Origin of the sequence: Achromobacter marplatensis (genome assembly GCF_049060505.1) — a bacterium.
GTDB lineage: Bacteria > Pseudomonadota > Gammaproteobacteria > Burkholderiales > Burkholderiaceae_B > Achromobacter > Achromobacter marplatensis_A.
This window is the reverse complement of the sequence record NZ_JBMGRB010000014.1, coordinates 31,869-57,418: the sequence shown is the minus strand read 5'-3', so window position 1 is coordinate 57,418 and position 25,550 is coordinate 31,869. Positions and strand designations below refer to the sequence as shown.

At 65.6% G+C, this 25,550-nt stretch carries 28 protein-coding genes; 9 read left to right on the top strand and 19 right to left on the bottom strand.

Annotated elements, in window-relative coordinates:
- Nucleotides 1–19 precede the first annotated feature (19 nt).
- The 5 genes from ACI0FO_RS27180 to ACI0FO_RS27160 form a co-directional block, all read right to left on the bottom strand.
- Nucleotides 20–487 carry a YaiI/YqxD family protein gene (locus ACI0FO_RS27180; RefSeq protein WP_313459647.1) on the bottom strand — a complete coding sequence of 156 codons (468 nt, stop codon included), beginning with the start codon at nucleotides 485–487 and terminating at the stop codon, nucleotides 20–22.
- Between the two features lie 6 nt (nucleotides 488–493).
- On the bottom strand, nucleotides 494–760 hold the full coding sequence (locus ACI0FO_RS27175) for a hypothetical protein (RefSeq protein WP_416031723.1): 267 nt from the start codon (nucleotides 758–760) through the stop codon (nucleotides 494–496).
- Between the two features lie 42 nt (nucleotides 761–802).
- Nucleotides 803–2,311 (bottom strand): TAXI family TRAP transporter solute-binding subunit, encoded by a 1,509-nt coding sequence (locus ACI0FO_RS27170; RefSeq protein WP_416031722.1) that lies wholly within the window; start codon nucleotides 2,309–2,311, stop codon nucleotides 803–805.
- A 2-nt stretch (nucleotides 2,312–2,313) separates the two neighbouring features.
- A complete protein-coding gene (gene gltS, locus ACI0FO_RS27165; RefSeq protein ID WP_416031721.1) occupies nucleotides 2,314–3,522 on the bottom strand; it encodes a sodium/glutamate symporter in 1,209 nt (402 codons plus the stop codon).
- A gap of 160 nt (nucleotides 3,523–3,682) precedes the next feature.
- The gene (locus ACI0FO_RS27160; RefSeq protein ID WP_416031787.1) at nucleotides 3,683–4,189 is read right to left on the bottom strand and encodes a GNAT family N-acetyltransferase; all 507 of its coding nucleotides are present in this window, start codon (nucleotides 4,187–4,189) and stop codon (nucleotides 3,683–3,685) included.
- Between the two features lie 269 nt (nucleotides 4,190–4,458).
- On the opposite strand from ACI0FO_RS27160, the gene ACI0FO_RS27155 reads away from it, so the two are divergent.
- Complete coding sequence (locus ACI0FO_RS27155; RefSeq protein WP_416031720.1) at nucleotides 4,459–5,511, top strand: glycosyltransferase family 2 protein; 1,053 nt, start codon at nucleotides 4,459–4,461, stop codon at nucleotides 5,509–5,511.
- A 117-nt stretch (nucleotides 5,512–5,628) separates the two neighbouring features.
- On the opposite strand, the gene ACI0FO_RS27150 is transcribed toward ACI0FO_RS27155, so the two are convergent.
- The gene (locus ACI0FO_RS27150) at nucleotides 5,629–6,024 is read right to left on the bottom strand and encodes a GtrA family protein (protein WP_416031719.1); all 396 of its coding nucleotides are present in this window, start codon (nucleotides 6,022–6,024) and stop codon (nucleotides 5,629–5,631) included.
- Nucleotides 6,025–6,060: 36 nt separating this feature from the next.
- Between ACI0FO_RS27150 and ACI0FO_RS27145 the strand changes: the two genes are divergently transcribed.
- The gene (locus tag ACI0FO_RS27145; RefSeq protein WP_416031718.1) at nucleotides 6,061–6,873 is read left to right on the top strand and encodes a ChbG/HpnK family deacetylase; all 813 of its coding nucleotides are present in this window, start codon (nucleotides 6,061–6,063) and stop codon (nucleotides 6,871–6,873) included.
- Between the two features lie 19 nt (nucleotides 6,874–6,892).
- On the opposite strand, the gene ACI0FO_RS27140 is transcribed toward ACI0FO_RS27145, so the two are convergent.
- On the bottom strand, nucleotides 6,893–7,756 hold the full coding sequence (locus ACI0FO_RS27140; protein ID WP_416031717.1) for a LysR family transcriptional regulator: 864 nt from the start codon (nucleotides 7,754–7,756) through the stop codon (nucleotides 6,893–6,895).
- A gap of 104 nt (nucleotides 7,757–7,860) precedes the next feature.
- Between ACI0FO_RS27140 and ACI0FO_RS27135 the strand changes: the two genes are divergently transcribed.
- Nucleotides 7,861–8,346 (top strand): multidrug/biocide efflux PACE transporter, encoded by a 486-nt coding sequence (locus ACI0FO_RS27135; protein ID WP_416031716.1) that lies wholly within the window; start codon nucleotides 7,861–7,863, stop codon nucleotides 8,344–8,346.
- Here the strand turns inward: ACI0FO_RS27135 and ACI0FO_RS27130 are convergent.
- The 9 genes from ACI0FO_RS27130 to ACI0FO_RS27090 form a co-directional block, all read right to left on the bottom strand.
- Entirely contained in the window at nucleotides 8,333–8,983 is a 651-nt protein-coding gene (locus tag ACI0FO_RS27130; protein WP_416031715.1) for a GntR family transcriptional regulator, read from the bottom strand. The genes ACI0FO_RS27135 and ACI0FO_RS27130 overlap by 14 nt on opposite strands.
- Nucleotides 8,983–9,948: a branched-chain amino acid ABC transporter permease gene (locus ACI0FO_RS27125; RefSeq protein WP_416031714.1), complete on the bottom strand. Its 966-nt coding sequence runs from the start codon at nucleotides 9,946–9,948 to the stop codon at nucleotides 8,983–8,985. The genes ACI0FO_RS27130 and ACI0FO_RS27125 overlap by 1 nt, the downstream gene beginning before the upstream one ends.
- Nucleotide 9,949: 1 nt before the next feature.
- Nucleotides 9,950–10,852 carry a branched-chain amino acid ABC transporter permease gene (locus ACI0FO_RS27120; protein WP_006217401.1) on the bottom strand — a complete coding sequence of 301 codons (903 nt, stop codon included), beginning with the start codon at nucleotides 10,850–10,852 and terminating at the stop codon, nucleotides 9,950–9,952.
- A 27-nt stretch (nucleotides 10,853–10,879) separates the two neighbouring features.
- Nucleotides 10,880–12,085 carry an ABC transporter substrate-binding protein gene (locus tag ACI0FO_RS27115; RefSeq protein WP_416031713.1) on the bottom strand — a complete coding sequence of 402 codons (1,206 nt, stop codon included), beginning with the start codon at nucleotides 12,083–12,085 and terminating at the stop codon, nucleotides 10,880–10,882.
- A gap of 58 nt (nucleotides 12,086–12,143) precedes the next feature.
- Nucleotides 12,144–12,869 (bottom strand): ABC transporter ATP-binding protein, encoded by a 726-nt coding sequence (locus ACI0FO_RS27110; protein ID WP_416031712.1) that lies wholly within the window; start codon nucleotides 12,867–12,869, stop codon nucleotides 12,144–12,146.
- On the bottom strand, nucleotides 12,862–13,620 hold the full coding sequence (locus ACI0FO_RS27105) for an ABC transporter ATP-binding protein (RefSeq protein WP_416031711.1): 759 nt from the start codon (nucleotides 13,618–13,620) through the stop codon (nucleotides 12,862–12,864). The genes ACI0FO_RS27110 and ACI0FO_RS27105 overlap by 8 nt, the downstream gene beginning before the upstream one ends.
- Before the next feature lie 86 nt (nucleotides 13,621–13,706).
- Nucleotides 13,707–14,618, bottom strand: coding sequence for a dihydrodipicolinate synthase family protein (locus ACI0FO_RS27100; RefSeq protein WP_416031710.1), 912 nt, complete (start codon nucleotides 14,616–14,618; stop codon nucleotides 13,707–13,709).
- Between the two features lie 194 nt (nucleotides 14,619–14,812).
- Entirely contained in the window at nucleotides 14,813–15,700 is an 888-nt protein-coding gene (locus ACI0FO_RS27095) for an alpha/beta hydrolase (RefSeq protein WP_416031709.1), read from the bottom strand.
- 38 nt (nucleotides 15,701–15,738) lie between these two features.
- Nucleotides 15,739–16,623 (bottom strand): LysR family transcriptional regulator, encoded by an 885-nt coding sequence (locus ACI0FO_RS27090; protein ID WP_416031708.1) that lies wholly within the window; start codon nucleotides 16,621–16,623, stop codon nucleotides 15,739–15,741.
- A gap of 99 nt (nucleotides 16,624–16,722) precedes the next feature.
- Between ACI0FO_RS27090 and ACI0FO_RS27085 the strand changes: the two genes are divergently transcribed.
- Both ACI0FO_RS27085 and ACI0FO_RS27080 read left to right on the top strand, forming a co-directional pair.
- On the top strand, nucleotides 16,723–17,145 hold the full coding sequence (locus ACI0FO_RS27085) for a CidA/LrgA family protein (RefSeq protein WP_416031707.1): 423 nt from the start codon (nucleotides 16,723–16,725) through the stop codon (nucleotides 17,143–17,145).
- Complete coding sequence (locus ACI0FO_RS27080; RefSeq protein WP_416031706.1) at nucleotides 17,135–17,827, top strand: LrgB family protein; 693 nt, start codon at nucleotides 17,135–17,137, stop codon at nucleotides 17,825–17,827. The genes ACI0FO_RS27085 and ACI0FO_RS27080 overlap by 11 nt, the downstream gene beginning before the upstream one ends.
- A gap of 9 nt (nucleotides 17,828–17,836) precedes the next feature.
- Here ACI0FO_RS27080 and ACI0FO_RS27075 read toward each other — a convergent pair whose 3' ends face one another.
- Nucleotides 17,837–18,481: a LysE family translocator gene (locus ACI0FO_RS27075; protein ID WP_416031705.1), complete on the bottom strand. Its 645-nt coding sequence runs from the start codon at nucleotides 18,479–18,481 to the stop codon at nucleotides 17,837–17,839.
- A complete protein-coding gene (locus tag ACI0FO_RS27070) occupies nucleotides 18,478–19,398 on the bottom strand; it encodes a DMT family transporter (RefSeq protein ID WP_416031704.1) in 921 nt (306 codons plus the stop codon). Before ACI0FO_RS27070 ends, ACI0FO_RS27075 begins: the two co-directional genes overlap by 4 nt.
- Nucleotides 19,399–19,554: 156 nt before the next feature.
- On the opposite strand from ACI0FO_RS27070, the gene ACI0FO_RS27065 reads away from it, so the two are divergent.
- The 4 genes from ACI0FO_RS27065 (at nucleotide 19,555) to fusA (ending at nucleotide 24,410) form a co-directional block, all read left to right on the top strand.
- Nucleotides 19,555–21,015 carry a PLP-dependent aminotransferase family protein gene (locus tag ACI0FO_RS27065; RefSeq protein ID WP_416031703.1) on the top strand — a complete coding sequence of 487 codons (1,461 nt, stop codon included), beginning with the start codon at nucleotides 19,555–19,557 and terminating at the stop codon, nucleotides 21,013–21,015.
- Nucleotides 21,016–21,044: 29 nt separating this feature from the next.
- A complete protein-coding gene (locus tag ACI0FO_RS27060) occupies nucleotides 21,045–21,389 on the top strand; it encodes a TIGR01244 family sulfur transferase (RefSeq protein ID WP_006225970.1) in 345 nt (114 codons plus the stop codon).
- A gap of 99 nt (nucleotides 21,390–21,488) precedes the next feature.
- Nucleotides 21,489–21,953: a universal stress protein gene (locus tag ACI0FO_RS27055; protein WP_416031702.1), complete on the top strand. Its 465-nt coding sequence runs from the start codon at nucleotides 21,489–21,491 to the stop codon at nucleotides 21,951–21,953.
- Nucleotides 21,954–22,298: 345 nt separating this feature from the next.
- Nucleotides 22,299–24,410, top strand: a complete 2,112-nt coding sequence (gene fusA, locus ACI0FO_RS27050) for an elongation factor G (RefSeq protein WP_416031701.1) — start codon at nucleotides 22,299–22,301, stop codon at nucleotides 24,408–24,410.
- A 15-nt stretch (nucleotides 24,411–24,425) separates the two neighbouring features.
- On the opposite strand, the gene ACI0FO_RS27045 is transcribed toward fusA, so the two are convergent.
- Nucleotides 24,426–25,325 carry a DMT family transporter gene (locus ACI0FO_RS27045; RefSeq protein WP_416031700.1) on the bottom strand — a complete coding sequence of 300 codons (900 nt, stop codon included), beginning with the start codon at nucleotides 25,323–25,325 and terminating at the stop codon, nucleotides 24,426–24,428.
- Nucleotides 25,326–25,550 lie beyond the last annotated feature (225 nt).

The window sequence follows — 25,550 nt, the reverse complement described above, 5'->3', positions numbered from 1 at the left end:
GTCCGCGCGGCAAGGTGCCTTAGCTTTTCGGCGCCTGCTGGCGAGCGATGCGGGCCAGCAGCGAGTCCAGCTGGTTGGCGAAGGCTTTGCGGTCGGCCTGACTGAACGACGGCGGGCCGCCCGTATCCACGCCGCTTGCGCGCAATTCTTCCATCATGTCACGCACCGTCAGCCGTTCCCGGATGGTCTCCGGCGAATAGCGTTCGCCGCGCGGATTTAGCGCCATGGCGCCTTTTTCCAGCACTTCGGCGGCCAGCGGGATATCCGCGGTGATGACGAGATCGCCCGGTTCCGCGCGCTCGACGATGTGCGCATCCGCCACGTCGAAGCCGCGAGGTACCTGCACGGCTCGGATCAGCGGCGAGGGCGGGGTGGCAAGGGGCTGGTTGGCCACCAGGGTCAGCGGCACCTGCCAACGCTGCGCGGCGCGGAACAGAATGTCTTTGATGACCACGGGACACGCGTCCGCATCGACCCAGATATGCATCGGCGTTTATTCGCCCAGCGCTTTCTGCAGCACGTCGGCCACGATGTCGTTGGTCGACACGCCGCGTTCGGCCGCCAGGGCGCGCAGCTTGTCGGCATGCGCCTGCGAAAGCTTCAGCGGAAACGGCACCAGGCCGGCGGCCTGATCCAGCTTGCGCTGTTCGCGGCGGTCGGGCGCCTGCGAGGCCACGCCGAAGCGGTCGGGGGTGGTGGACTGCTTGAGTTGGCCGGCCAACTTCAGGGCCTGGTTCTTTTGAAGATCGAATTTATTCATGGAAATTCCTGATTAGGAGCGCAATCATAAGCGCAACCGGCGTTAACGCGGTTTGGCGTGCTCCAGCAGCGCCAATCCTTCTTCGGCGCCGTCGTGCAGCGGCACGGTCAGGCCGCGCCGGGCATTGGCCACCGATACCTGCGCGCCTTGGGGTGAACCCGCGGCCAGCAGGTCCTGGCCCGTCTGGTAAACGGCGCGCACGACTACCAGCGCTTCGTCGCGGGTCAGGTCGGCGGTGGTGAGTAGCAGGGCGGCCGTACCGATGGTCGGGATCGGCGCCGACTGGTTGGGGTAGGTGCCCGCCGCGATTTCCAGCGGTATCAACCCGCTCTCCGGGGCCGCCAGCGTCTTGATGGCGGCCGGGTCCAGCGGCAGCAGCTTCAGTTGGGCCTGGGTGAGGGCATCGCGCAGCGGGGTGGCGGGCACGCCGATCACCTGGGCGGCGGCATCCACCGTGCCCGCGTTCAGGGCGGGCAGCGACGCGGCAAAGGGCGTGTCCGCCACCTTGTAGTCGCGGCCGGCCTGCAAGCCGTGGGCTGCCAGCACGGCCTCCAGCGTGGCGCGCACCGCGGAGCCTTCAGGCCCCAGCGCGATCGTCTTGCCCTTCAGGTCGCGCACCCCGCGCAGCGCCGGGTCGTCGCGGACCACGATGTGGACCAGTTCGGGATACAGGCTGCCCAGCGCACGTAGCCCCACGAAGGGGCCTTGCGCCGCAAAGGGGCCGCGGCCCTCATACGCCAGGCGGGCGGTGTCGGCTTGCGCCAGGCCGACGACGGCGTCGCCGTTGCGCAGCAGTGCGATGTTCTCGGCGCCGCCACCGGTGATCAGCGGCGTCACGCGGATCTGCCGGGCACGCCCCACGGCGGCCAGCGCGCGGGCAAAGGCCACGTACTCGCCGCGGTCGGGGCCGCCAGCCAGCGGGTAGCCCCGCTGCATTCGCGCCAGCCGGCCGTTGATGCGGGACACCGAGCGCTCCAGCTCTTGCTGCACGACATGCTGCGCCGTGCTGGATGCGCTGTAGGCGACGGAGTGGGTGATCTGATCCAGCGTGTCCAGCAGCTGCTGCGTGACGGGCGGCGGGGCGCCCGTATCCAGCGACGGCGCTTCGGCGGCTTTGAAACCCGCTGGCGTAACGAGTTTCCAGGCGTCGCCTTCCTGGCGATAGATGGCGCTGGCGTGGGCGACGATGCGGTCGCCAGCCTGGTTGCCGCCTGACTTCACGCCGCTGATGCTGCGCGGGCCCGCGCCCAGCAGCGTCACCAGCGACGCCGCGCCCGGCTGGTCCCAGGCGCCTAGCGCGATGTCGCGGCCCAGATCCAGTTCGACGTCGTAATAGACCACGCGGCGGGTTTCGCCGGGGGGCGCGCTGCTGTCCGCGGCCGATCCCATGCGCGTGAGTTCGGCGATGCGGAACACGCCTTGGCCATAGGTGGCGTTCAGGCCGCGTTCGACGTCGGCGCGCAGGGCGTCGGTATCGGGCGCGCGGCCGCAGGCCGCCAGGACCAGGCACAGCCCGATCAGGGCAATACGCTTGAGGATGGACAGGTTCATGCTTACATCCCTCCCACGAACGGCAGCGAAATCAAGGACGTCAGCACGATCACGTTCAGGATGTCGACCAGGAACGCGCCCGTCACCGGCACCACGATGAAGGCTTCCGGCGCGGGCCCGTGGCGGCGCGTCAGGGCCTGCATGTTGGCGATGGCGGTGGCCGTGGCGCCCAGCCCGAATCCGCAGAAAGCGGCCGACATGATGGCGGCCTCGTAATCGCTCTTGAGCATCCGGAACACTACCCAGGCGGCATACAACGCGCAGAACAGCGTCTGCACCACCAGCATCAAGGCCAGCGGGCCGGCCAGTCGCGCCACGCTGGACAAGTCCAGCGTCATCATGGTCATGCCCAGGAATAGCGACAGGGAGATCGTGCCGATGATTTCGGTGGCGCGGTCGTCCAGCTTCAGGCCCAGGTGCACGCCGACGTTGCGGATCAGCACGCCGGTCGCCAGGCACCACAAGAAGTTGGGCAGGCTGACCGGGGCGCCTTCCACCAGCATCGCCAGGTAGCCGCCGACCACCAGGCAAACGAAGGCGGCGGTCAGCGACACGATGAACGAGCCGGCCGTGGCGGGCGCGGCATCTTCGGCCAAGTCCGGCGCGGCGTGCCCCGTCTGCGCCGGATGGTCCAGGCTGCCGGCCAGCTTGTGCCGCCGCATGATCCATTCCGCCACCGGGCCGCCCACCACGCCGCCCAGCACCAGGCCCAACGTGGCCGAGGTCATCGCCAGCGCCATAACGTCCTGGATGTTGTTGAAGTCGGCGAAGCGCGTGGCATAGGCCGCGCCCGTGCCGTGGCCGCCCACCAGGGTGATGGTGCCGCCCAGCAGACCCATCAGCGGATGCATGTCCAGCAGCCAGGCCATGCCCAGGCCCACGGCGTTCTGCAAGACCAGGAAGGGAATCAGCGCCAGCAGAAAGGCGATCAGCCGCGGGCCGCCCTTGGCCAGCAGCTTCAGGTTCGCGGTCAGTCCGATGCAGCCGAAGAACAGCAGCAGCAAGGTGGGCTTGATGCTGGTTTCCATCGAGATCGACACGCCGCCCCACGTCGACAGCAAGTAGGCCAGCACGGCGAACAGCAGGCCGCCCACGATCGGGTCGGGGATGCTGTAGCGCGACAGGATGCCGATGCGCGAGGTCAGCACCCGGCCGATGACCAGCACCAGGCAGCAGGCAAGCAGGGATTGAACGGGCGAAAGCGAAATCATATGGGCCTTCGCGCCCCGGTGGGCGCAGCAATGCAAAGCATGGGAACCGTTGCCGCCACATCGTCCAGACTGTGGCCCTATATTACGGCCGTGATCGCAGCGATGTATATGGGCGCGGCAACGCGCGTGGCCCCGTCAGGAGGCCGGGTGCAAGCGCCGCCTAAAGCGGAAACGCGCGCGACATGTAACTGGCATGCGGACCGTATCCGGCCAGCTTTTCGGCCAGTCCGGCAGGCAGCGAGCGGCCTTCACCGCACACCGGCTGATAGCCGTGACGCCGCCAATAGCCCACGGCGGATTCCAGCGACACGAGGCTGGCGCGCCGCATCCCGCTGTCCATCGCCTGGCTGGCCGCCGCGCGAAGCAGCGTCTGGCCCACGCGCAGCCCTTGCGCCGACGGCACCACGGCGCAGTCATGCAGGAACCAGTGGTCGGCCTGGGGCGGCAGCGCGGCCAGCGTCACGTCCAACGCGGGAGGCAGACCGTCATCCCAGGGATACGAGACCAGATAGCCCAGCAAGGCGTCGTCGACGACCGCGCGCGCCACCCAGCAATAGGCAGGCGCAAGCGTCAGGCGATTGAGGAAGAAAGCGGCGCTTTCAAGCAGAAAGCCGGGGTAGGCCAGGGTCTGGGCATCCAAAATGCCGTCCACGTCGCTGGCCAGCATAGGGCGGACTCGGTATTGCATGACAACCTGTGAAAACAACAAAGCCGGCGCATTTTACCGGCGTCCGAACCGCCCCTGCTTTACGAGGTTTCACAAATCAGGGACATAGGTTAACGAGGCTTGCACGCGACTTCATAGTTTTGGCGGCGCGGATCCCTAGAATCGTCTCGAGTTCCGGCAAGCAGGGGTACGCCGCATTTCATGAAAATTCGACGACGCCCTACGCATACTGCTCGCCATAGCGTCCTGTATTTCGAGTCAAGCGTCTTATGCACATCCAATTCCGGTCCGATCCGATCCCGCAGCAAGTGTTGGCCAAAACGTATCCCCTGGATTCGCTCTGGTCTTCCAAGGCGGCGGCCGTGCCCTATGACACTTGCGTGACCTGCGTCATCCCGTGCCTGAACGAGGCCGAGAACCTGCGCATCCTGTTGCCGCTGTTGCGCAGCCGCCTGTCGGCCTTGTGCACCAGCTGGGAGATCATCGTGGCCGATGACGGCAGTACGGACGGCACCGAAGCGCTGATGGCCGAATGGACGCAGCACAGCGGCTTTCGCTATGTGCAGCTGTCGCGCAATTTCGGCAAGGAAGCTGCACTGAGCGCGGGCCTGGAAGCCGCCACGGGCAATGCCGTGATCTGCCTGGATGCGGACCTTCAGCATCCGCCCGCATTGATCGAGCAGATGTTGGCGCGTTGGGCCGCCGGCGCCGAAATGGTCTATGCCGTGCGCGAAACCCGCGCCGATGAATCCTGGGTGAAGCGCTCAGGCGCACGCTGGTTCTACAAACTGCTGAGCAGCGCGCGCGGCGTGGACGTGCCGGCGCACGCGGGCGATTTCCGCTTGATGGACCGCGGCGTGGTCGACGCGCTGATCGCCTTGCCCGAACGCACGCGCTTCATGAAGGGCTTGTATGCCTGGGTCGGTTTCAAGGGTGAAGCGCTGCCGTACACCCCCGACGAACGCCTGCATGGCGATAGCCGGTTCAGCGGCATGCGCCTGTTCCGCCTGGCGCTGGATGGCCTGACCGCGTTCACCACCTGGCCCTTGCGGCTGGTCAGCCTGGTCGGTGTCGTCTTCGCCATGCTGGGGATGTCGTATGCCGCGTACCTCGTCGGCGAATATCTGCTGTCGGGCAACCCGGTGTCTGGCTGGACCACGATCGTCACCGCCGTGCTGTTCTTTGCCGGCGTCAACCTGATTTCCCTGGGCGTGGTGGGCGAATACGTCGCCCGCATCTTCGACGAGGTGAAGGGCCGGCCGCTATACGTCGTGCGCCGGCGCCAGGGCGTGGCCTCGCGCGCGGACAAGGCGCCAAGCTGACCGCCGTTGGCGAAGGCCGTTACGCAGGCATCGCGCGGAACAGGCAATCCAACGGATCGTCTGCGGCGCCGTTGCCGGCTCTAGCTTGCCGTGGCCGCGCATGGCGTCCAACGCCTTTCAGGCGGCGGGTTTGTGGCGGAATGCCCAAAGCCGGCTGGCGGCGAACGTGGCGAACGCCAGCCCGATCAGAATCAGGGCCAACAGCGCGTCATAGGGAATGGCCGTGGTGTGCAGCAGCACGGCGTAGGTGGATTCGTTGATGACGAACCCAATGGCTGAAATCAAGAAGAAACGACGGGCTGCTACGGTCCAGGATGTGCGGGTATGTCGGAAGGTAAGTCGGTAGTGTCCGAAGAACGAAACCACGAAAGCGACCAGCCAGCCGACCAGGTTGGCGGCCAGTGGCGGCAAGTGGAAGACCTCTACGCAGCCGACGGCAATGGCCCAGTGCGTGGCGGCGGCAGCGCAGCCGACGACGACGAAAAGGCTGATCTGCTGAAGCAAGGCGCGCATGGAAGCCGTGGTGAAATGGAAATTCGAGGTGATGCAATGAGCAAACGAATCGTCGTCTGCGGTGACGATTTTGGCATGAATACCGACATCGATGAAGGCATGATCGCGCTGGCGGGCATGGGCCGCGTCAGTGCGGTCAGTTGTCTGTCGCAGGGGCCCACGTTTGCCCGCAATGCAGCCCGCCTGTCGGCGCATGACGTTGATATCGGCCTGCATGTGAATTTCTCGGAATCCCTGGGCAAGGCCGACCCCATGCCGTCCTTAGGCAGGTTGATTCTGCGCGCGTATGCCGGCCGGCTGGACCGCGCCTGGATCGACGCGTGCCTGAACCGCCAATTCGACGCGTTCGAAGCCGCCTTCGGGCGCGCACCCGACTATGTGGATGGCCATCAGCACGTGCATCAACTGCCCGGCATCCGCGACCAGGTGCTATCGCAATTGAAGCGCCGCTACGGCGATAAGCGGCCCTGGCTGCGGCAGACGGCGCCGGGCGCGCTGTGCGGCATTCCGTTCAAGGAATCGATCAAGGCCCGCATCATCGGCGCCTTGGGCGCCGCGGCGTTGGCCCGCCAGGCCCGGCAGGAGGGCCTGCGCACCAATCGCCGTCTGCTGGGCGTGTATGGGTTCGACGGCGGCAAGCGGCGCTATGCGGACTTGCTGCAGCACTGGCTATTCAACGCGCATGACGGCGATTTGCTGATGTGCCATCCCGCGATGGACTGCAAGGAAGGCAGCCCCATGTCGCGCCAGCGCCGCGCCGAATTCGATGTACTGGCCTGCCCCAAGCTGGGCGACTGGCTGAGCGAAAACGGCGTGCGCATCGCGCGCTTGCCGTTCGCCGCGCGCTGACCGGGCTTCTTGGCGCCGGCTATCCGCGCGTCAGGCTATCCAGCAGCCAGGCGCCCGCAGGCCCCAGGGGGCGGCGCGTGGACCACACGACATCCACGCGGATATGGCGCGGCCAGCCCGGCACGGTCAGTTCCACCAATTGATTGCGCCCGAAGCGCTGGATCATCCAGCGCGGCAATTCCGCCCAGCCGAAGCCCAGGCTGGCCATTTCCAACAGCATCAGATAGCCCGGCGCGGACCAGGTCGAGTTCGGCGGCGCGGCATCCTTGTCATCCAGCTCGAAGGTGCTAAGGCGGAGTTCGCGTTCGGCATCAAGGTCGCCCCGCGTGACTCGCGCCCGGCCCGCCAGGGGATGGTTGCGCCCCACGCACAGGACGATTTCAGATAGTTCCGTCAACGTGGCGTGCGCGACGTCGGGCGGGTAGCTGTCCTGCGCCGCCATCAGGCCCACGTGCGCGCGGCCTTGCAGCACCAGCGCCACCACGTCTTCGTATTCCGCAATCAGGCATTCGAAGCGCAGCGTGGGGTAGCGCCGGTCGATCTGACTGAGCATGGTCTCGAACGTTTCGGACTGGAACGTGTCGGACAGCACCACGGTCAAGCGGGGCTCCAGCCCGTCGGCCAACTGACTGGCGCTACGGTTGAAGCGGTCGTTCGCGGCCAGCACTTGCAGGGCCTGGCCCAGCAGCACCTGGCCGGCTTCGGTCAGCGCGGGCTGGCGTTGGCTGCGGTCGAACAGCGTGACGTTCAGATCCACTTCCAGGTTGGCGATGGTTTCGCTGATGGTGGACTGGCTTTTGCCCATTTTCCGGGCGGCGGCGGAAAACGAGCCTTCCGACGCGACTTGGGCGAACGTGGCCAGGGATTCAAGGGAGTGGCGCATGGGGCAGGCAGGCTATCGGTTTTTCCGATGGATTCAATCTTTATCGTACCGGAAATATCGTCGAAAATCGCTCCCACTCTGTAGCAACCGACCTCAGGTGGGTCATGACGCAAGCCACGAAAACCCTAAAAGAACGTTTCTTCCACGCTTTTCTATTTGAAATCCTGGCCATCGGCCTGTGCGCGCCGGCGGCCGCCTGGGCCATGGGCAAATCCTTGTTTGAAATGGGCGTACTGACCGCGGTCATCGCCTGGATCGCGCTGGTCTGGAACATGATCTACAACGCCGGTTTCGACCGCGTCGAAAACCGCTTCGGCTGGACCCGCAACCTGCGCGTGCGCATCGTGCACGCCTTCGGATTCGAACTGGGCCTGATCCTGATCGTGATCCCTCTGGCGGCCTGGTGGCTTAGCATCAGCCTCTGGGAAGCCTTCGTGCTGGATATCGCGTTGGTGCTGTTCTACTTGCCCTATGCGTTTCTGTACAACCTGGCCTACGACCGGTCGCGTCCGCGCGTCATGCAATGGCTGAACCGGGGCAAGGCGGGCGCCGTGTCCCCGGTTGCGGTGCCGGCCGCTACGCGTCAATGACCTTGCGCGTGAACATCTCCAGGTAGTCCATCAAGGAATCCGCGCCCGTGATGGCCGCGGCTTCGTTGCCGGTGGCGATGCCCTGGGCCATCAGCATGTGCCGGCGGGCGCCCTCGGCGATATCGCCCTCGTGCTGATAGGCGTACCAGAAGCGCCGGCACTGGATGATCAACGGTTCCACGGCGTTCACGGCGGACACGTTGCGGCAGGCCTCGTGGCAGACGTAGTCCAGCAACTGGTCGGCGTGCATGTAGTCGTCAAGATTGCCGCCTTCCGAGGCGCGGATCATTTGCGCCGCGCAGTCCACGATCTGGGTGCGCTGCGCGGGCGTGGCGCGCCGCGCCGCGCTGGCGGCGATCAATTGTTCCAGCGCGCGGCGGGTCTGGATCAGGTCCATGTGGTCCGCCAGCTGGATCATCGACACGCGCAGGCCGCGCCGGGGCTCCTGGCGGATCAGCCCGGCCGCCACCATGCGCAGCAGCGCTTCGCGCAGCGGCGTGCGCCCCAGGCCGGTCTTTTCCACCAGATCCGCTTCCACGACCGCGCTGCCAGGCTGCAACTGCAGCGTGGCGATCATGCTCTCGATCTGGTCGTAGGCGACATCCGCGGCGCGCCGTTTGGGTTCTGCTCCTGCCATCAATTATTGTTTTCCTTCGTTTTGCGCCACTGCGTGTAGGCCAGCCATTCGCCGACGAACCCGCGTCGGAAGAACGACACGCACAACACGAAAATCAACCCGATGACGATCGTGACGACATCGCCCAGGGTGGCAAGGTAATTCTGCAGGCTGACGACCAGCGTCGCGCCGACCACCGGGCCCCATACCGTGCCGATGCCGCCCAGCAGTGTCATCAGCAGCACTTCGGTGGAGGTGGCCAGCGACACGTCGTTCAACGCCACCAATTGAAGCACCAGCGCCTTGAGCGACCCGGCCAGGCCGGCGACCGCCGCGGACAGCACGAAGGCCAGCAGCTTGCACCGATCCGTATCGTAACCTAGCGAAATGGCGCGCGGCGCGTTGTCCCGGATGGTCTTGAGCACCTGGCCGAACGGCGAATGGATCACCCGGTAAACGAACAGGAAGCCCAGCACGAACACCGCCAGCGCGAAGTAATACATGTTCGTATCGACGCTCAGGTCCACCAGGCCCAGGAACTTGCCGCGGGGGATGCCCTGCATGCCGTCCTCGCCGCGGGTCCAGCCCACCTGCACCGCCATGAAGTAGGCGACCTGCGACAGCGCCAGCGTGATCATCGCGAAATAGATGCCGGTGCGCCGGATGGCCAGCCACCCGATCGCATAGCCGATAGCCGCGGCCATCGCCACGCCGCACAGCATGGCGATTTCGGGCGGCAGGCCGCGCGCGCCGAAAAGGATCATCATTTCACCGGCGGCGTAGCCGGCCCAGCCGAAGAACGCCGCATGCCCGAAGGACACCAGGCCGGTGAATCCCGTCAGCAGGTTGAAGGCCAGCGCAAACAGCGCAAAGCACAGCACCTTCATGACGAACACGGGGTAGACAATCTGCGGAAAGAAGGGCACCAGCAGCGCGGGCACCAGCAGCAGCGCCAGGATGCGGATCGAAAGGGGAATGCGCGGCACCTTATTTCTCCTTGCCGAACAGCCCGGCGGGGCGCATCAGCAGCACGACGGCCATCACGATGAACACGACCACCGTGGACGCTTCGGGATAGAACACTTTGGTCAGGCCTTCCAGCAGCCCCAGCGCCAGGCCGGTGACGATGGCGCCCATGATGGAGCCCAGGCCGCCGATCACCACCACGGCAAACACGATGTTCAGCAAGTTGGAGCCCATCAGCGGATTGATCTGCATGACGGGCGCCGCCAGCACGCCCGCCACGCCGGCCAGCGCCACGCCGAAGCCGTAGGTCAGTGTGATCATCACCGGCACGTTCACGCCGAAGGCCTGCAGCAGCTTCGGGTTCTCGGTGCCGGCCCGCAGCATGGCCCCCAGCCGGGTGCGTTCGAACAGGTACCAGGTTGCGATGCACAGCGTCAGCGACGCCACCACCACGAACCCCCGGTACGCCGGTAGAAACATGAAGCCCAGGTCGAAGCCGCCCTGCAGGATCTCGGGCGGCTCGTAGCCCACCCCCGAGATGCCGTAGAAGTAGCGGAACCCGCCCTCCATCATCAGCGCGATGCCAAAGGTCAGCAGCAGCCCGTACAGGTGGTCCAGGTGATACAGCCGTTTAAGCAGCGTCTTTTCGATCACGACGCCGACCGCGCCCACTAATAGCGGCGCCAGGATCAGCGCGGCCCAGAAGTTGATCTGCACCCCGGGCCCCAGTAACTGCGGCAGCTGCGTGAAACCGATCCACGCCAGGAACGCCGCCATCATGAACTGGGCGCCGTGCGTGAAATTGACGATGTTGAGCAGGCCGAAGATGATGGCCAGCCCCATGCTCAGGATGGCGTAGAAGCAGCCGTTGATCAGCCCCACCAGCAATTGGGCGAGCAGGGCGGGAAGGGAGATGTCGAACATGGCGGGTAGCGGGCGGCGAGGGTGGCGTTACGACTTGTTCAACGGGCAGGCGGCCTGCGGCTTGGGGAACACGTCCTCGCCCTTCAGCACCGATTTCACGTTGTAGTAGTCCCACGGGGCCTTGGATTGCGCCGGCGTCTTCACCTGCAACAGCAGCATGTCGTGCACCAGGGCGCCGTCCGCGCGCAGTTTGCCGTTTCGGATCACGGCGTCGTTGATGGTCATTTCACGCAGCTTGGCCATCACGGCCGGCGCGTCGTCCGTGCCTGCGGCTTCGATCGCCTTCAGGTACGACAGCGTGGCGGAATACACGCCGGCCTGCGACGCCGTCGGCATCTTCTTGGCCTTCTCGAAGAACTTCTTGGCCCAGGCCCGCGACGCGTCGTCGTAGTCCCAGTAGAACGCTTCGGTCAGATACATGCCCTGCGCCTTGGCCAGGCCCATGCTGTGCACGTCCGAGATATACGTCAGCAGCGGCGCCACGATCTGCTTCTTGTTGATGCCGAATTCGTTGGCCTGCTTGACGGCGTTGACGGTGTCGTTGCCGGCGTTGGCCAGCGCGATCACGTCGGCCTTCGAGGCTTGCGCCTTCAGCAGGAACGACGAAAAGTCGTTGCCCGGGAACGGGTGGCGCGACACGCCGACGACGCTGCCGCCGTTTTCCTTGATGACTTCGGTGGCGTCCTTTTCCAGCGAGTGGCCGAAGGTGTAGTCGGCGGTGATGAAGTACCAGGTTTTCTTGCCTTCCTGGACCAGCGCGCGCGCCGTGCCAGCCGCCAGCGCGTAGGTGTTGGTGGTCCATTGCGCATTCAGCGGCGAGCATTTTTCGCCCAGGATTGCCGTGGACAGACCTGCCGACGGCATCGTCACGCGGTTCTTCTGCTTGGCGATTTCCATCACGGCCAGCGCGGTGGACGCAGTGGGGAAGTCGGTGATCATGTCGACCTTGCCTTGGTCGAACCATTCGCGGGCCAGGTTGGCGGCCACGTCGGGCTTGTTCTGGTGATCGGCGGCCACCACTTCCACGGGTTTGCCCAGCACCTTGTTGCCCATCTCTTCGGCAGCCAGCCGGGCGGCAATCACGGAGCCATTGCCGGCCAGGTCGGAATAGACGCCCGACAGATCGGTCAGCACGCCAACCTTGACGACGTCGTCGCTGATCTTGGCTTGTGCGTGGACCGCGCCGGCCGCGCCCAGGGTAAGCAGCGCTGCTGCGATTCGATTCAATTTCATCTGACTACGCTCCGTGTAGGAATGGGGGGACTGCGGTCGGAAGGAATACAGCGGGACATCAAATGCCAAGCAAGGCGTTCAGCTTGTCTTGCGATTGTTGGACTTCGGCGCGGTCGATCACGGCAACCACCTGGCCGTGCTCGATGACGTAATGGCGGTCCGCCAGATGCTGGGCGAAGCGGAAATTCTGTTCGACCAGCACCGTCGTGTAGCCGCGCGCTTTCAATTGCCGGATCACGCGGCCCAGCGATTGCACGATGACGGGGGCCAGGCCTTCGGTGATTTCGTCCAGCAACAGCAGGCGCGCCCCGGTGCGCAGGATGCGGGCCATCGCCAGCATCTGCTGTTCGCCGCCCGACAACCGGGTGCCCGGGCTGTGGGCGCGTTCTTTCAGGTTGGGGAACATCGCGTAGATTTCTTCCACCGACATCCCGCCCGGCCCGACCGAGGGCAGCAGCATGAGGTTTTCCTCGGCGGTCAGCGACGCGTAGATGCCGCGTTCTTCGGGGCAATAGCCGATGCCCCGGCGCGCGATCTTGTGAGTGGGCATCCCCACCGTTTCCTGCCCCTGGACTTTGATCGAGCCGCTGCGCCGGCCCACCAGGCCCAGGATGGCTTTCAGCGTCGAACTGCGGCCCGCGCCGTTGCGGCCCAGCAGCGTCACGCATTCGCCCGGTCTTACGTCCAGGTCGATGCCGTGCAGGATGTGCGATTCGCCGTACCAGGCGTGCAGGTCGCGGATTTCCAGCATGTTCGCGGCGGCGCCGGCCACGGCTTCATTCATCTTCGGCTCCCATGTAGGCTTCGCGCACGGCGGGGTCTTCCGACACCGTCGCGTAGGGGCCTTCGGCCAGGATTTCGCCTCGTTGCAAAACGGTGATGGTGTCGGAGATGTCCGCCACTACTTTCATGTTGTGTTCGACCATCAGGATCGTGCGTCCCGCCGACACCTGCTTGATCAGGTGCTTGACCCGGTCCACGTCCTCGTGGCCCATGCCTTGCGTGGGTTCGTCCAGCAGCAGCAACTCGGGTTCCAGCGCCAGCGTGGTGGCGATTTCCAGCGTGCGCTTGCGGCCATAGGGCAGGTCGCCCGCCGCCACATCCAGATGGGTGCGCAAGCCAACCTGGTCCAGCAGTTCCTCGACGCGGTGGTGCAGGCTTTCCAGTGTGCTTTCCGACCGCCAGAAGCAATAGTCCACGCCCAGTTTGCGTTGCAGGGCCACGCGCACGTTCTCGCGCACCGACAACTGCGGGAACACGGCCGATATCTGGAACGAACGCACGATGCCGCGCCGCGCCGTCTGCGCGGGGCGCTCTTGCGTGATGTCTACACCGTCATACACGATCTGACCGCGCGTCGGAATGTGGAACTTGGTCAGCAGATTGAAAAACGTCGTCTTGCCTGCGCCATTCGGGCCGATCAGCGCGTGGATGGCGCCACGCCGCACGTTCAGGTCGACGTTGTGGACCGCCACGAATCCGCGGAATTCCTTGGTCAAGCCCCGGGTCTGAAGGATGATGTCGTCGCTGTGCATGGTGTCCGATAGGCGTGCAGGGGGACAGGCCCCCCCGCGCTCGGCGGAGGGATCGTGCTGCGGGGAGTCGCGTCCGGAAGGGGCGCTTACGTCGACTGGTATTGCTTGGGGCGCTTGGCCATCGCGGCCTGGATGATGGTGGTGCAGCGTTCGCGTTCCGCACCAACCAGCGGCAGGCGGGGGCGGCGCACATGCTCGTTGCCGACGCCGGCCAGGGCCTCGGCCAGCTTGATGTTCTGTACCAGCTTGGTCGACACGTCCAGATGCAGCAGCGGCGTGAACCACTGGTAAAGCGCCAGCGCGTCTTGCCACTTGCCGGCCTTCATCAGGTCGTATAGCGCTACGGTTTCACGCGGAAAGGCGGTAACCAGCCCGGCCAGCAACCCGTCCGCGCCCAGCGCCAGCGCTTCGAACGACAGGTCGTCCACGCCGATGAACAGCTGGTAGCGCGTGCCCAGCGCATTGCGCAGGTCGGTCAGGCGGCGGATGTCGTCGCTGCTTTCCTTGATGGCGACCAACCAGGGGCAATCGGCCAGTTCGGCCATGTGCTCGGTCTTCAGGTCCACCCGGTAGGCAACCGGATTGTTGTAGATCATGCAGGGCTTTTGCGCCGCTTCCGCCATGGTGCGGATGCTTTGCATCGCTTCGCGCGCATCCGCCACGTAGATCAGCGACGGCATCAGCATGAAGCCGTCCACGCCAAGTTCGACGGCGGCCTTGATGAAACGCAGCGCTTCGCGGGTGCTGGTTTCCGACACATTGGCCAGCACGGGGATGCGGCCGGCGCTGACTTCCACGGCGCAGCGGGTGACGTCGAGCTTTTCTTCCAGCGTCAGGGTGCTGGCTTCGCCTAGCGAGCCGCAGGTGACCAGGCCGTGGACCCCGTTGTCGATCAGAAAGCCGAAATGCTTGCGCATTGCGTCGAAGTCGAGGGATTCGTCGGCATGGAACTTACTGGTTACGGCAGGAAATACGCCCTGCCAACGCACGTTACTCAACTGGCTTCTCCTCAGGATGCCGTCGCTTCAATGGCGGAGCGGCGAGCTGAATTAAAGTCTAATATTCGTTAAATATATTTAATAGATATTTTTATATGGGAGTTTCCCGAGATCGGGTTTTCCCGGTTTTCGGCGGGCAGGGGGCAACAAAAAGCCCCGCGCAGCGGCGGGGCGGCGGCAGCGCAATCGGGCCGTCAGCCGGCCTTGCGCTTGTAGGCTTGGGTGGCGTCCTGCATGAATGTCCTGACCGCGGCGTCGTACTGCGGGCCGCTGCGGAAGGCGCCCGAGTGGGACGCGCCTTCAATCTTCACCAGCCGCTTCAGGTCTGGCGCCACGTTGCGCGCGGCGGCGAACAGCTCGTCGCTCATGGTGTGCGGCACCACGCGGTCGGCAGTGCCGTGCATGAACAGCATGGGCGTGTGCATGCGGGCCAGCTTGTCCACCGAATCGAAAGGCTGCGTGACCAGCAGGCCCGCGCCCGGCACCTTGCCCCAGCGCAGGGTGCCCAGCATGGCCCCGATGCTGGTGAAGCTGGATTCCACGATCAGGCCCGCGAAATCCGGCTGTTCGGGCCGCGCGGCCAGGTCGATGGCGATGGCGCCGCCCAGGCTGTGCCCATACACGAAGCGGCGGGCGGCGTCGGGCTGAAGCCGTGCCAGCTCTTTCAACCCGGCCATCGCGTCTTCCAACGCGCTTTCCTCGGAAGGCAGGCGCGGCGTGGACGCGCCGAAGCCGCGGTAGTCGATGGCCAGGACGGAATACCCCATGCGCGTCCAGCCATTGATGCGGAAGGCGCTGCCGTTGAGGTTCCAGCGCGCGCCATGCAGGTACAGCACCGTGGGCGCGCCGGTCTTGGGGCTTTGCCAATACCAGGCGCGCACCTTGTCGCCATTGGCCAGCGGCAGGTCGTAGACCTCGGTGCCATCGGCGGGCTCGCGCCACCACGTTTGCGGTTCGGACTGAGGGGAAAAGATCGTCTGGCGCTGCCAGGAGTCCAGTTGCGAGCAGCCCACGACGCCGGCGGCGGCAAGCAGGGCGGCGGCGAAAAGCCGGCGGACGGAGAATCGGGGCAGGGCGGGCATGAAAGCTATGACCCTGTCGGGCCGGTTGGGTTCCGGCATCAGGATACTCCGGGATGCGCCTCTTGCGTCAGTGCCAGCCACGCCTGCGCCGCGTGCGACAGGTAACCGCCGCGCCGCCACACCAGCACCATTTCCCAATCGGTGCCCGGGTCGCGCAGGGGCACGCGGCAGACGCCGGCAGGCAAGGCCTCGTCCGCCTTCAGCCGTGGCAGAAAGGCCACGCCCAACCCCGCCGCCACCAGCGCCACGATGAAATCGATCTGGCCGCTGCGCGCCGCGATGGCCGGCGTGAAGCCCGCGCGTTGGCAGGCGTCGTGGATGATGCGGTTCAGGGCGAAGCCCGTCTCGAACAGGATGAACGGAGACTCGCGTAGTTCATGCAGCGCCACCGAGGCGGCGCGCGCGCTCGGGTGGTCGGCCGGCAGTAACGCGATCAAGGGCTCGCGCGCCACTGGCTGCCATTCCACGTTGTCGGGCACGGGCTGTAGCGATGCCGCCAGCTCGATCTCGCCCGTCATCACCATCTCTTCCAGCCGGCGGCTGCCGTGCTCGACCAGGCTGATCTCGATTTGGGGGTAGCGGCTGCGAAAGCGCGCGAACATCGGCGCAAAAAGCGAACTGCCCAGCGGCGGCAAACCCAGGCGCAGCACGCCGCGCTTAAGCCCCTTCAGATCGTCCAGTTCCGCGTACAGGTCATCGCGCTCCGCCAACATCGCCAGGGCGCGCCGATAGACGATTTCCCCCGCGTCCGTCAGCCGGATGGGTTGCGCCTGGCGGTCCAGCAATGGCAGGCCCAGCTCGTCCTCCAATTGGCGCACCGCCTTGCTGACCGTGGGCTGCGTGGCGTGGATGGTCTTGGCGGCCTGCGAAAAGCCGCCTTGGCGGACCACCGCCACCAGGGCGCGCAACGGGCGTAGGTCCATGGTTATGCCTGTCTGGAATAGGTTGGATTCATCGAATTCATTTTATCTATGGGGCGGCCAGGCGTAAAACAGAAGCTTGCCGCTGGAACACCGCCTCATATGTCTCGCCCGTCTTTTCGTTTACTTCCCCGCATTGCTCTGGTGTTGCGCCTTGCGCTACGCCGCAGCCGCGTGCTGCAAATCGCCCTGATCGTTTTGTTCGCCTTATTGGGCCAGGCGTTGGCCAATGCCCTTGGCCTGCCTGTGCCGGGCGGCGTCATCGGAATGGCGCTGGTGCTGGCGCTGCTGGCCACACGGCGTCTGCGGGTGCGCAACGTGCACCGCGGCGCCAGCTGGCTGCTGGCCGAAATGCTGCTGTTCTTCGTGCCGGCGGTCATGTCGTTGTTGGACCACCGCGAATTCTTGGGGATGCTGGGCGTCAAACTGTTGGTCGTCATCCTGTTGGGCACCGCGATGGTCATGGCCGGCACTGCGCTGACCATCGACCTCTGCTATCGCTGGATGAACCGCCATGCCGCCTGAATTCAATCAACTTTTCTGGCCGGCGGCCACCATCGCAGCCTATGTTTGCGCGCGGCTGTTCTATCGCCGCCACGCCTACTGGTGGACGTCGACCCTGGTGGTGGCGCCTGCGCTGCTGCTGGGTTTGGCCATCGTGCTGCACACCGGCTATCGCGATTACATGTCCGGCTCGCATTGGCTGATGGCGATGCTGGGGCCGGTCATCGTGGCCTTCGCGCTGCCGCTCTACGAGCAGCGCGCGCTGATCCGGCGCTACTGGCCGGTGTTGGCGGCCGGGGTGGCGGTGGGCAGCCTGATCGCCGGCGTCAGCGCGTGGATGTTGGGCAGCCTGCTCGACTTGCCGCCAGACCTGCGGCTTAGCCTGCTGCCGCGTTCGGTCGCCACGCCGTTCGCGGTGGCGGTCTCGTCCCACGTGGGTGGCGTGCCGGATCTGACGGCGGTCTTCGTGATCGTGACGGGCGTGTTTGGCGCGGCCATCGGCCAACTGATGCGTCGTTGGTTGCCGCTGCGCTCCGCGCTGGCGCGGGGTGCGCTGTTCGGCATGGGCGCGCACGGCGCCGGAACGGCGAAGGCCCGCGAATTGGCGGCCGAAGAGGGCGCCGTCGCGGGCCTGGTGATGGTGATGGCAGGTCTGTTCAACGTGTTGGTCACGCCCGCCGTCGTCGTCGGCCTGCTGGCCTGACGCGATGCGTCAGTGCACCAGGTCCAGCGCCACCGGGTATAGGGATGCCACCAGCAGCAGCGCCATGCCCACATTGAATGCGCGGATGGCCCAGGGTTTGTGCAGCACCCGGCGCAGCGCGGTGCCGAACGTCACCCAAACGCCGATGCTGGGCAGGTTGACGATGCCGCACACCAGCGTGGCGATGACGAGATTGGCGAAGAACCCGTTTTGCGGCGTGTAGGTCGCCACCACGCCCACCGCCATGACCCATGCTTTCGGATTGACCCACTGGAACGCCGCGGCTTGCAGGAAGGTGAACGGCTTGCCGCGCGCTTCGCCGTCTTCCATGCCGCCGGAATTGGCGATCTTCCAGGCCAGGTAGAGCAGGTACGCGGCGCCGGCGTATTTCAGGATGGTGTACAGCGCGGGCACTTGCTGGAACACCGAACCCAGGCCGATGCCCACCAGGAAAATCATCAGCGTGAAGCCCAGGTTCACGCCCAGCAGGTGCGGCATGCTGCGGCGGAAGCCGAAGTTCAGGCCGGACGATGCCAGCATGACGTTGTTGGGCCCCGGCGTAATCGAGCTGACCAGCGCGAATAGCGCCAGCGGACCCAGCAAGGAGGCCGAAGCCAGGGGCACGTCGGCCCAGTTAGTGGGAAGCAGATTCATTTTTTGGTCCTGACAATGGCACGGCGTCCGCCGGCGATAACGGCGATCACGGCAGCGGCGAACAAAAATGTCGACGGCTCCACGGATTCGCCAAACAACCATGCCGCCGCCACGACCGTCAGAAACGGTTGCAGCAACTGCACTTGACCTACCCTGGCGATCCCGCCCACGGCCAGGCCGCGATACCAGGCGAAAAAACCCAGGAACATCGAGCCGAACGCCAGGTAGGCGCAGGCGGAAACCACCGTGGCGCTGGGCCACTGAGCTTGCGCGGCCATCCAGCCAACCGGCGCCAGCACTATTGGCGCGCTGATTGCCAGCGCCCAGCATATTGTGCGCCAACCGCCCAGCGTGCGCGCCGCACGGGCGCCTTCGGCATAACCCATGCCGCCCAGCACCACGGCCACCAACAGCCACAGGTCGCCCGTGGACAGTGTGCCGTGGCCTTGGCGCAAGGCAAAGGTCGTGACCAGCGCGGCGCCCACCACCGCCCAGCCCCAGAACGAAGCCGACGGACGTTCACCGCTGCGCAACGCCGCAAAGGCGGCCGTCGACAGCGGCAACAAGCCGTTGAACACCGCGCCGTGCGAAGACGACACGCTTTGCATCGCCAGGGTAGAGGCCAGCGGCCAGCCCACGACGATGCCCAGCGCGGCCAGGATGACGCCGTGCCACTCCTGGCGGGTCGGCCGCCGGCTGCGTGTCAGCCACAGCAGGACGATGGCCGGCACCGCGGCGACCAGGGCGCGTCCCAGGCCCACCAGCAATGGCGCCAGTTCGGATACCGCCAGCCGCGTCATCGGCAGCGTCAACGAAAAGACCAGCACGCCCAGGAAGCCGTAGCCATAACCCTCCCAGACGGAGGGAGGCGCGATGGGTGCCGTCTGGGGGGACGGATAGAGCGTGGATCGGGTCATGACAGTTGCCAGGGAACACGTGGGGCGACGGGAGGCCGGAATCGGGATGCCGGCAGTTGCGGGCTTTCCGTATTGCTGTCACTCTACGCATAGTTATCGGTACAGTACCGGTACACTTAGGCATATCACTTTAATCACTGGCCTGGTCGAATTCCCATGACAGTTGCTCCTGCTTCCGCACCCTCCATGCCCTGGCAGCCCGTGCGCCAGGCCGATGCTTCCCTGGTGACGCAACTGGCCGATGGCCTGGCCCGCCGCATCGACGAACAAGGGCTGCGGCCCGGCACCCGGCTGCCCTCCATCCGCAAAATGGCTGAACAGTCGGGCGTCAGCCGCTTCACGGTCGTCGAAGCCTACGACCGGCTGGTGGCTCGTGGCCTGGTGCAATCGCGCCGTGGCGCGGGCTTTTTCGTCCGCGCGCGCAGCGGCCCGCTAGCCGCGGTGGCTACGGCGCCCGCCACGACACTGGCGCCGCCGGCGCGGGTGGACATTGCCTGGCTGCTGCGCAGCATGTTCCGCGAAACCAGCGCGCCGGGCATGCCGGGCGGGGCCGGCCTGCTGCCGGCCGAGTGGCTGGACCCCGATATGGTGGCAGGGGCGGTGCGCGCGGTGGGGCGCTCGGTGCGCGCCAATCTGGTCAGCTATGGCCACCCGCAAGGTTTTGCGCCCTTGCGCCAGCAAATCGCCGCGTCTTTACAGAACGACGGCGTGCCGGCGCACCCGGAATTGAACCTGCTGACCACCAATGGTGTCACGCACGGGCTGGACCTGATCGCGCGCCACTTGGTCAAGCCTGGCGACACCGTACTGGTCGAAGACCCGGCATGGTTCGTCATCTTCGGCCGGCTGGTGGCGTTTGGCGCGCGGCTGATCGGCGTGCCGCGCGGGCCGGACGGCCCGGACATCGCCATGCTGGAGCAGCTGGCGGCCGAGCACAAACCGAAACTCTTCATCATCAACAGCGCCGTGCATAACCCCACCGGGCACACGTTGTCGGCCGGCGTGGCCTACGATATCCTGCGGATCGCCGAACGCCACGATTTCATGGTGGTTGAAGACGACACCTACGGCGAGCTGCATCCCGGGGGCGCCATGAAGCTGGCGGTGCTGGACCGCTTGAACCGCGTGATCCTCGTCGGCGGCTATTCCAAGATGCTGGCCGCCAGCCTGCGCGTGGGCTACGTGGCGGCCAACCCCGACATCCTGCAAAAGCTGGCCGACCTGAAAATGCTGGCCGGGCTGACCTCGCCCGAACTGGGTGAACGCGTGGTGCACCGCGTGCTGATGGAAGGGCAATATCGGCGTCACATCGAGCGCGTGCGCGCGCGGGTGGACGACGCCCGCCAGCGGTGCATGCGGGGGCTGCTGAAGCTGGGGCTGACGGTGCCCCATGAGCCCAACGCCGGGATGTTTGTATGGGCTGACTGCGGGCGCGACACCGAAGTGCTGGCGCGCGAGGCCGCCGACCGGGGCACGCTGCTGGCGCCGGGCACGCTGTTTTCACCGTCGCAGGCGCCCTCGACCATGCTGCGGTTCTCGGTTTCCATCGCGGATGATCGCGGCGTCTGGACAGAATTGGAAAAACTCTTCGCGCAAAACGGCTCCTACAATCAATAATATGCAGCTATCTATCTGAAGGAACCGCCATGTCCGCACCCATCAAGCCCCTGACCGAAAACTTTGCCGTCGCGCCTCAATTGGGTCCCGACGACATGGCCGATGTTGCCGCCGCCGGCTACAAGAGCGTCATCATCAACCGCCCCGACTTTGAAGGCGGCCCCGACCAGCCCACCGCCGCCGACGTGTCCAAGGCCGCCGCCGCCGCCGGCCTGGCGGTGGAATACCAGCCCGTGGTGGGCAGCGCCATGACCGTGTCCGACGTGGTGCGCTTCGCCGAACTGCTCAAGACCCTGCCGGGCCCCGTGCTGGCGTATTGCCGCACCGGCACCCGCTGCACCAATCTCTTCGCCGCCGCTCAGCAACTGGGCTGACACGGCGCTTGACGCAGGTCAACACCGCCCGGTTCCCTTGATGTGAACCTGGCGGCTTTCCGGTAGCATAAAGATTCCTCCCAAACAGGAGCAGGCAAGATGTTCAAGAAGATCCTGATTCCCACCGACGGTTCGCCGCTGTCGGCCCAAGCTGCCAACGCGGGCATTTCCTTCGCGCGTTCGGTTGGCGCCGAAGTTGTCGCCCTGTACGTGACGCAGCCCTTTGCGGCCACGATCGGCTTTGACGGCATGGCCGCCGCCTACGCCATCACCGACGAGGACTACGAAAAGGCCTCGGCCGAGCAAGCCGACAAATACCTGAAGCAGATCACCGATCGCGCCGACACCGCCGGCGTCAAGTCCGAGGCGCGCGCCGTGTCCAACTTCAACGTGGCCGACGGCATCGTGCAGGCCGCAACCGATGCCGGGTGCGACCTTATCTTCATCGGCAGCCACGGCCGCAGCGGCCTGTCGCGCCTGCTGCTGGGCAGCGTCACGGCCAAGGTGCTGTCGCTGGCCAGTACCGCCGTGCTGGTCTACCGCGTCAAGGAAGAAAAGAAGTAAGCACCCGGCCCCGCGCCAGACCGGCGCATGCGCCGCAAAGCCCCTCCATCGCGAGGGGCTTTTTTTGTCTTAGGCCCTATCAAGACAAAAACGCCACCCGGGCCAGCAAGCACGTGCCACGTGCGCGGCGTGGGGGCTTGTTTTCCCTATCGCGGCCATGAAGATATTTTTCACCGCACGCCGCCGATTGGTCCTTGTATCTTGCCGCGCGGCGCGTAATATTTACGCATCAGCGCGGGCGCGGTTCCGCATTCCTCAGGTACCACACGCGGCATGGCGCCCGCCGCGGCAGCGCCCGGTCGGGCTTGCCGTATATGCATAGTGGTTCACTGCAAGGAAGAGGCCATGACTCGCAAGACGCGTATCGAGCTTTACCGCAATATCGGCATCAGCGCCCATATCGACGCGGGCAAAACGACGACCACCGAGCGCATCCTCTTCTACACCGGCATCACCCACAAGATCGGCGAAGTCCATGACGGCGCTGCCGTGATGGACTGGATGGAGCAAGAGCAGGAACGTGGCATCACCATCACGTCGGCCGCCACCACCGCCTTCTGGAAGGGCATGGCGGGCAATTACCCCGAACACCGCATCAACATCATCGACACCCCCGGGCACGTGGACTTCACCATCGAAGTCGAACGGTCCATGCGCGTGCTGGACGGCGCGGTCATGGTCTATGACGCGGTGGGCGGCGTGCAGCCGCAGTCCGAGACCGTCTGGCGGCAGGCCAACAAATACAAGGTGCCGCGCCTGGCCTTCGTCAACAAAATGGATCGCGTGGGCGCGGACTTCCTGCGCGTGCAGCGCCAGATCGCCGAACGGCTGAAAGGCGATGCCGTGCCGATCCAGCTGCCGGTGGGCGCCGAAGACCATTTCGAAGGCGTGATCGACCTGGTCAAAATGAAGGCCATCATCTGGGACGACGCCAGCCAGGGCGTGAAGTTCAAGTATGAAGAGATTCCCGCGTCCATGCTGGAGCAGGCGCAGGAATGGCACGACAAGATGGTGGAAAAGGCCGCCGAGGCCAACGAGACGCTGCTTGAAAAGTACCTGTCGGGCGAAACCCTGACGGAAGACGAAATCAAGCAGGGCTTGCGCGCGCGCACCGTCGCCAACGAGATCGTGCCCATGCTGTGCGGCAGCGCCTTCAAGAACAAGGGCGTGCAGGCCATGCTGGACGCCGTCATCGACTACATGCCGTCGCCGCTCGACGTGCCCGCCATCAAGGGGCACGACGAGCGCGACCGTGAAATCGAGCGCCATCCCGCCGACAACGAACCGTTCTCGGCGCTGGCCTTCAAGATCATGACGGATCCGTTCGTTGGCCAGCTCGTGTTCTTCCGGGTGTACTCCGGCGTGGTGAAATCCGGCGATTCTGTTTTCAACCCGATCAAGGGCAAGAAGGAACGGCTGGGCCGCATCCTCCAGATGCACGCAAACGAACGCCGGGAAATCACCGAGGTGTATGCGGGCGATATCGCCGCGGCGGTCGGCATCAAGGACGTCACCACCGGCGACACGCTATCGGATCCGGCGCACGTCATCATCCTTGAACGGATGGTCTTCCCCGAGCCCGTGATTTCGCAGGCCGTGGAACCGAAGACCAAGGCCGACCAGGAAAAAATGGGCATCGCGCTGAACCGGCTGGCGCAAGAGGACCCGTCCTTCCGCGTGCGCACCGACGAAGAATCCGGGCAGACCATCATCTCGGGCATGGGTGAGCTGCATCTAGAGATCCTGGTCGACCGCATGAAGCGCGAGTTCAACGTCGAGGCCACGGTGGGTAAGCCGCAAGTGGCCTACCGCGAGACCATTCGCAAGGCCTGCAACGAAGTCGAAGGCAAGTTCGTCAAGCAGTCGGGCGGGCGCGGCCAGTATGGCCATGTGGTGCTGAAGCTGGAACCGCAAGAGCCGGGCAAGGGCTACGAATTCGTCGACGCCATCAAGGGCGGCGTGGTGCCGCGCGAATTCATCCCGGCGGTCGATAAGGGCATCCGCGAATCGCTGAACGCTGGCGTGCTGGCGGGCTACCCCGTCGTGGATGTGAAGGCCACCTTGTTCTTCGGGTCGTACCACGACGTCGACTCGAACGAAAACGCATTCAAGATGGCCGGCTCGATGGCGTTCAAGGAAGGCATGCGGCGCGCCGATCCGGTCTTGCTGGAACCGATGATGCAGGTTGAAGTTGAAACGCCCGAAGACTTCACGGGCAACGTGATGGGCGACTTGTCGTCGCGGCGCGGCATGGTGCAGGGCATGGAAGACATCGCGGGCGGCGGCGGCAAGGTGGTGCGCGCTGAAGTGCCGCTGGCCGAGATGTTCGGCTATTCCACATCGCTGCGGTCGCTGACCCAAGGCCGCGCGACCTACACGATGGAGTTCAAGCACTACGCCGAAGCGCCGCGTCAGGTGGCGCAGGAAGTCATCGCGGCCCAAGTCGCGGGCCGCTGAACTTGCGTGGCGCGGTCAGGCCGGGGCGGCCGCAGTGGCTGCCCCGGTTCGCATGCGCGTAGACGCCATCTTCACACCCATCAGTATCATCACGAAGCCGTAGGCATGGAACAACTGCGGGGTCTCGCCCAGCAGGGGCCAGGCCAGCAGCGCGGCATACACGGGCACCAGGAACATCGACAACCCCGCAGTGGCGGGGCCGGCCTGGCTGATCAGCCGGCCATAGACGTAATAGGCACCCAGACTGGGCACAACCGCCAGGAACAGCAGCACGGCCGCCAGGCGCGGATCGGTCCACGGGGGCGTGGCGCCGGCCGCGGCTTCGATGCCGGCAAAGGGTGCCAGCGCCAGCACGCCGCCCAGCATCATCGTTGCCAGCCGGGCGTGGTCCGGCACGGCAGGCAAGGTCAGGCGCTTCTGCAGCACGGTATAGAGCGCCCAGCCCGTGGCGGCCAGCAACACCCATAGGTCGCCCTGGCCGAACGCCAGCCGGGCCAGCGCCTGGAGGTCGCCGCGCGACAGCACCACCAGCACGCCGCCCAAGGCCAGGCCCAGGCCGGCCGCGCGAAGCGCCGACAGCGGCTTGCGCCAGATCAGCGCTTCCAGCAGCGCCACCAGAATGGGGCTGCACGAAAAGATCAAGGCGATGTTGGTGGCGCTGGTGGTCTGCGCGCCGATGTACTGCGGCGCCACGGCCACGCCCATGCCCAGCACGGCAAGCGGCAGCAGAGCGGGCAGGCCGCGCCACAATGCGCGGCGATGCTGCCGCAGGGCGGGGGCCGCCAGCGGCAGCAAGATCAGCAAGGCCAGCAGCCAGCGGCCAAAGGCCAGGAAAACAGGGGGAAGGCTGGCATCGTGGGCCCAGCGGGCCGCAACCATATTCGAGGCGAACAACGCCGGGGCGGTCAGAAGCATGATGGTCCCGGACAGGCCCAGGCCGGTTCTTGCGGATACTGCTGCTGCGTGTGACATGGTTTCCAGCCGCGCGGATCGGCGCGCGGGTTGCTGCGTGGGAACTACCGGCGCGCGCACCGGGTTGTGCCACGGCGCAGGCGTCGAAATCCGACGGGCGGGATAGGGCTCGTCTTGCTGGAAAGTCTACGGCTGGGGAAACAAAATAGGTTTCCTGATTCACGCCAA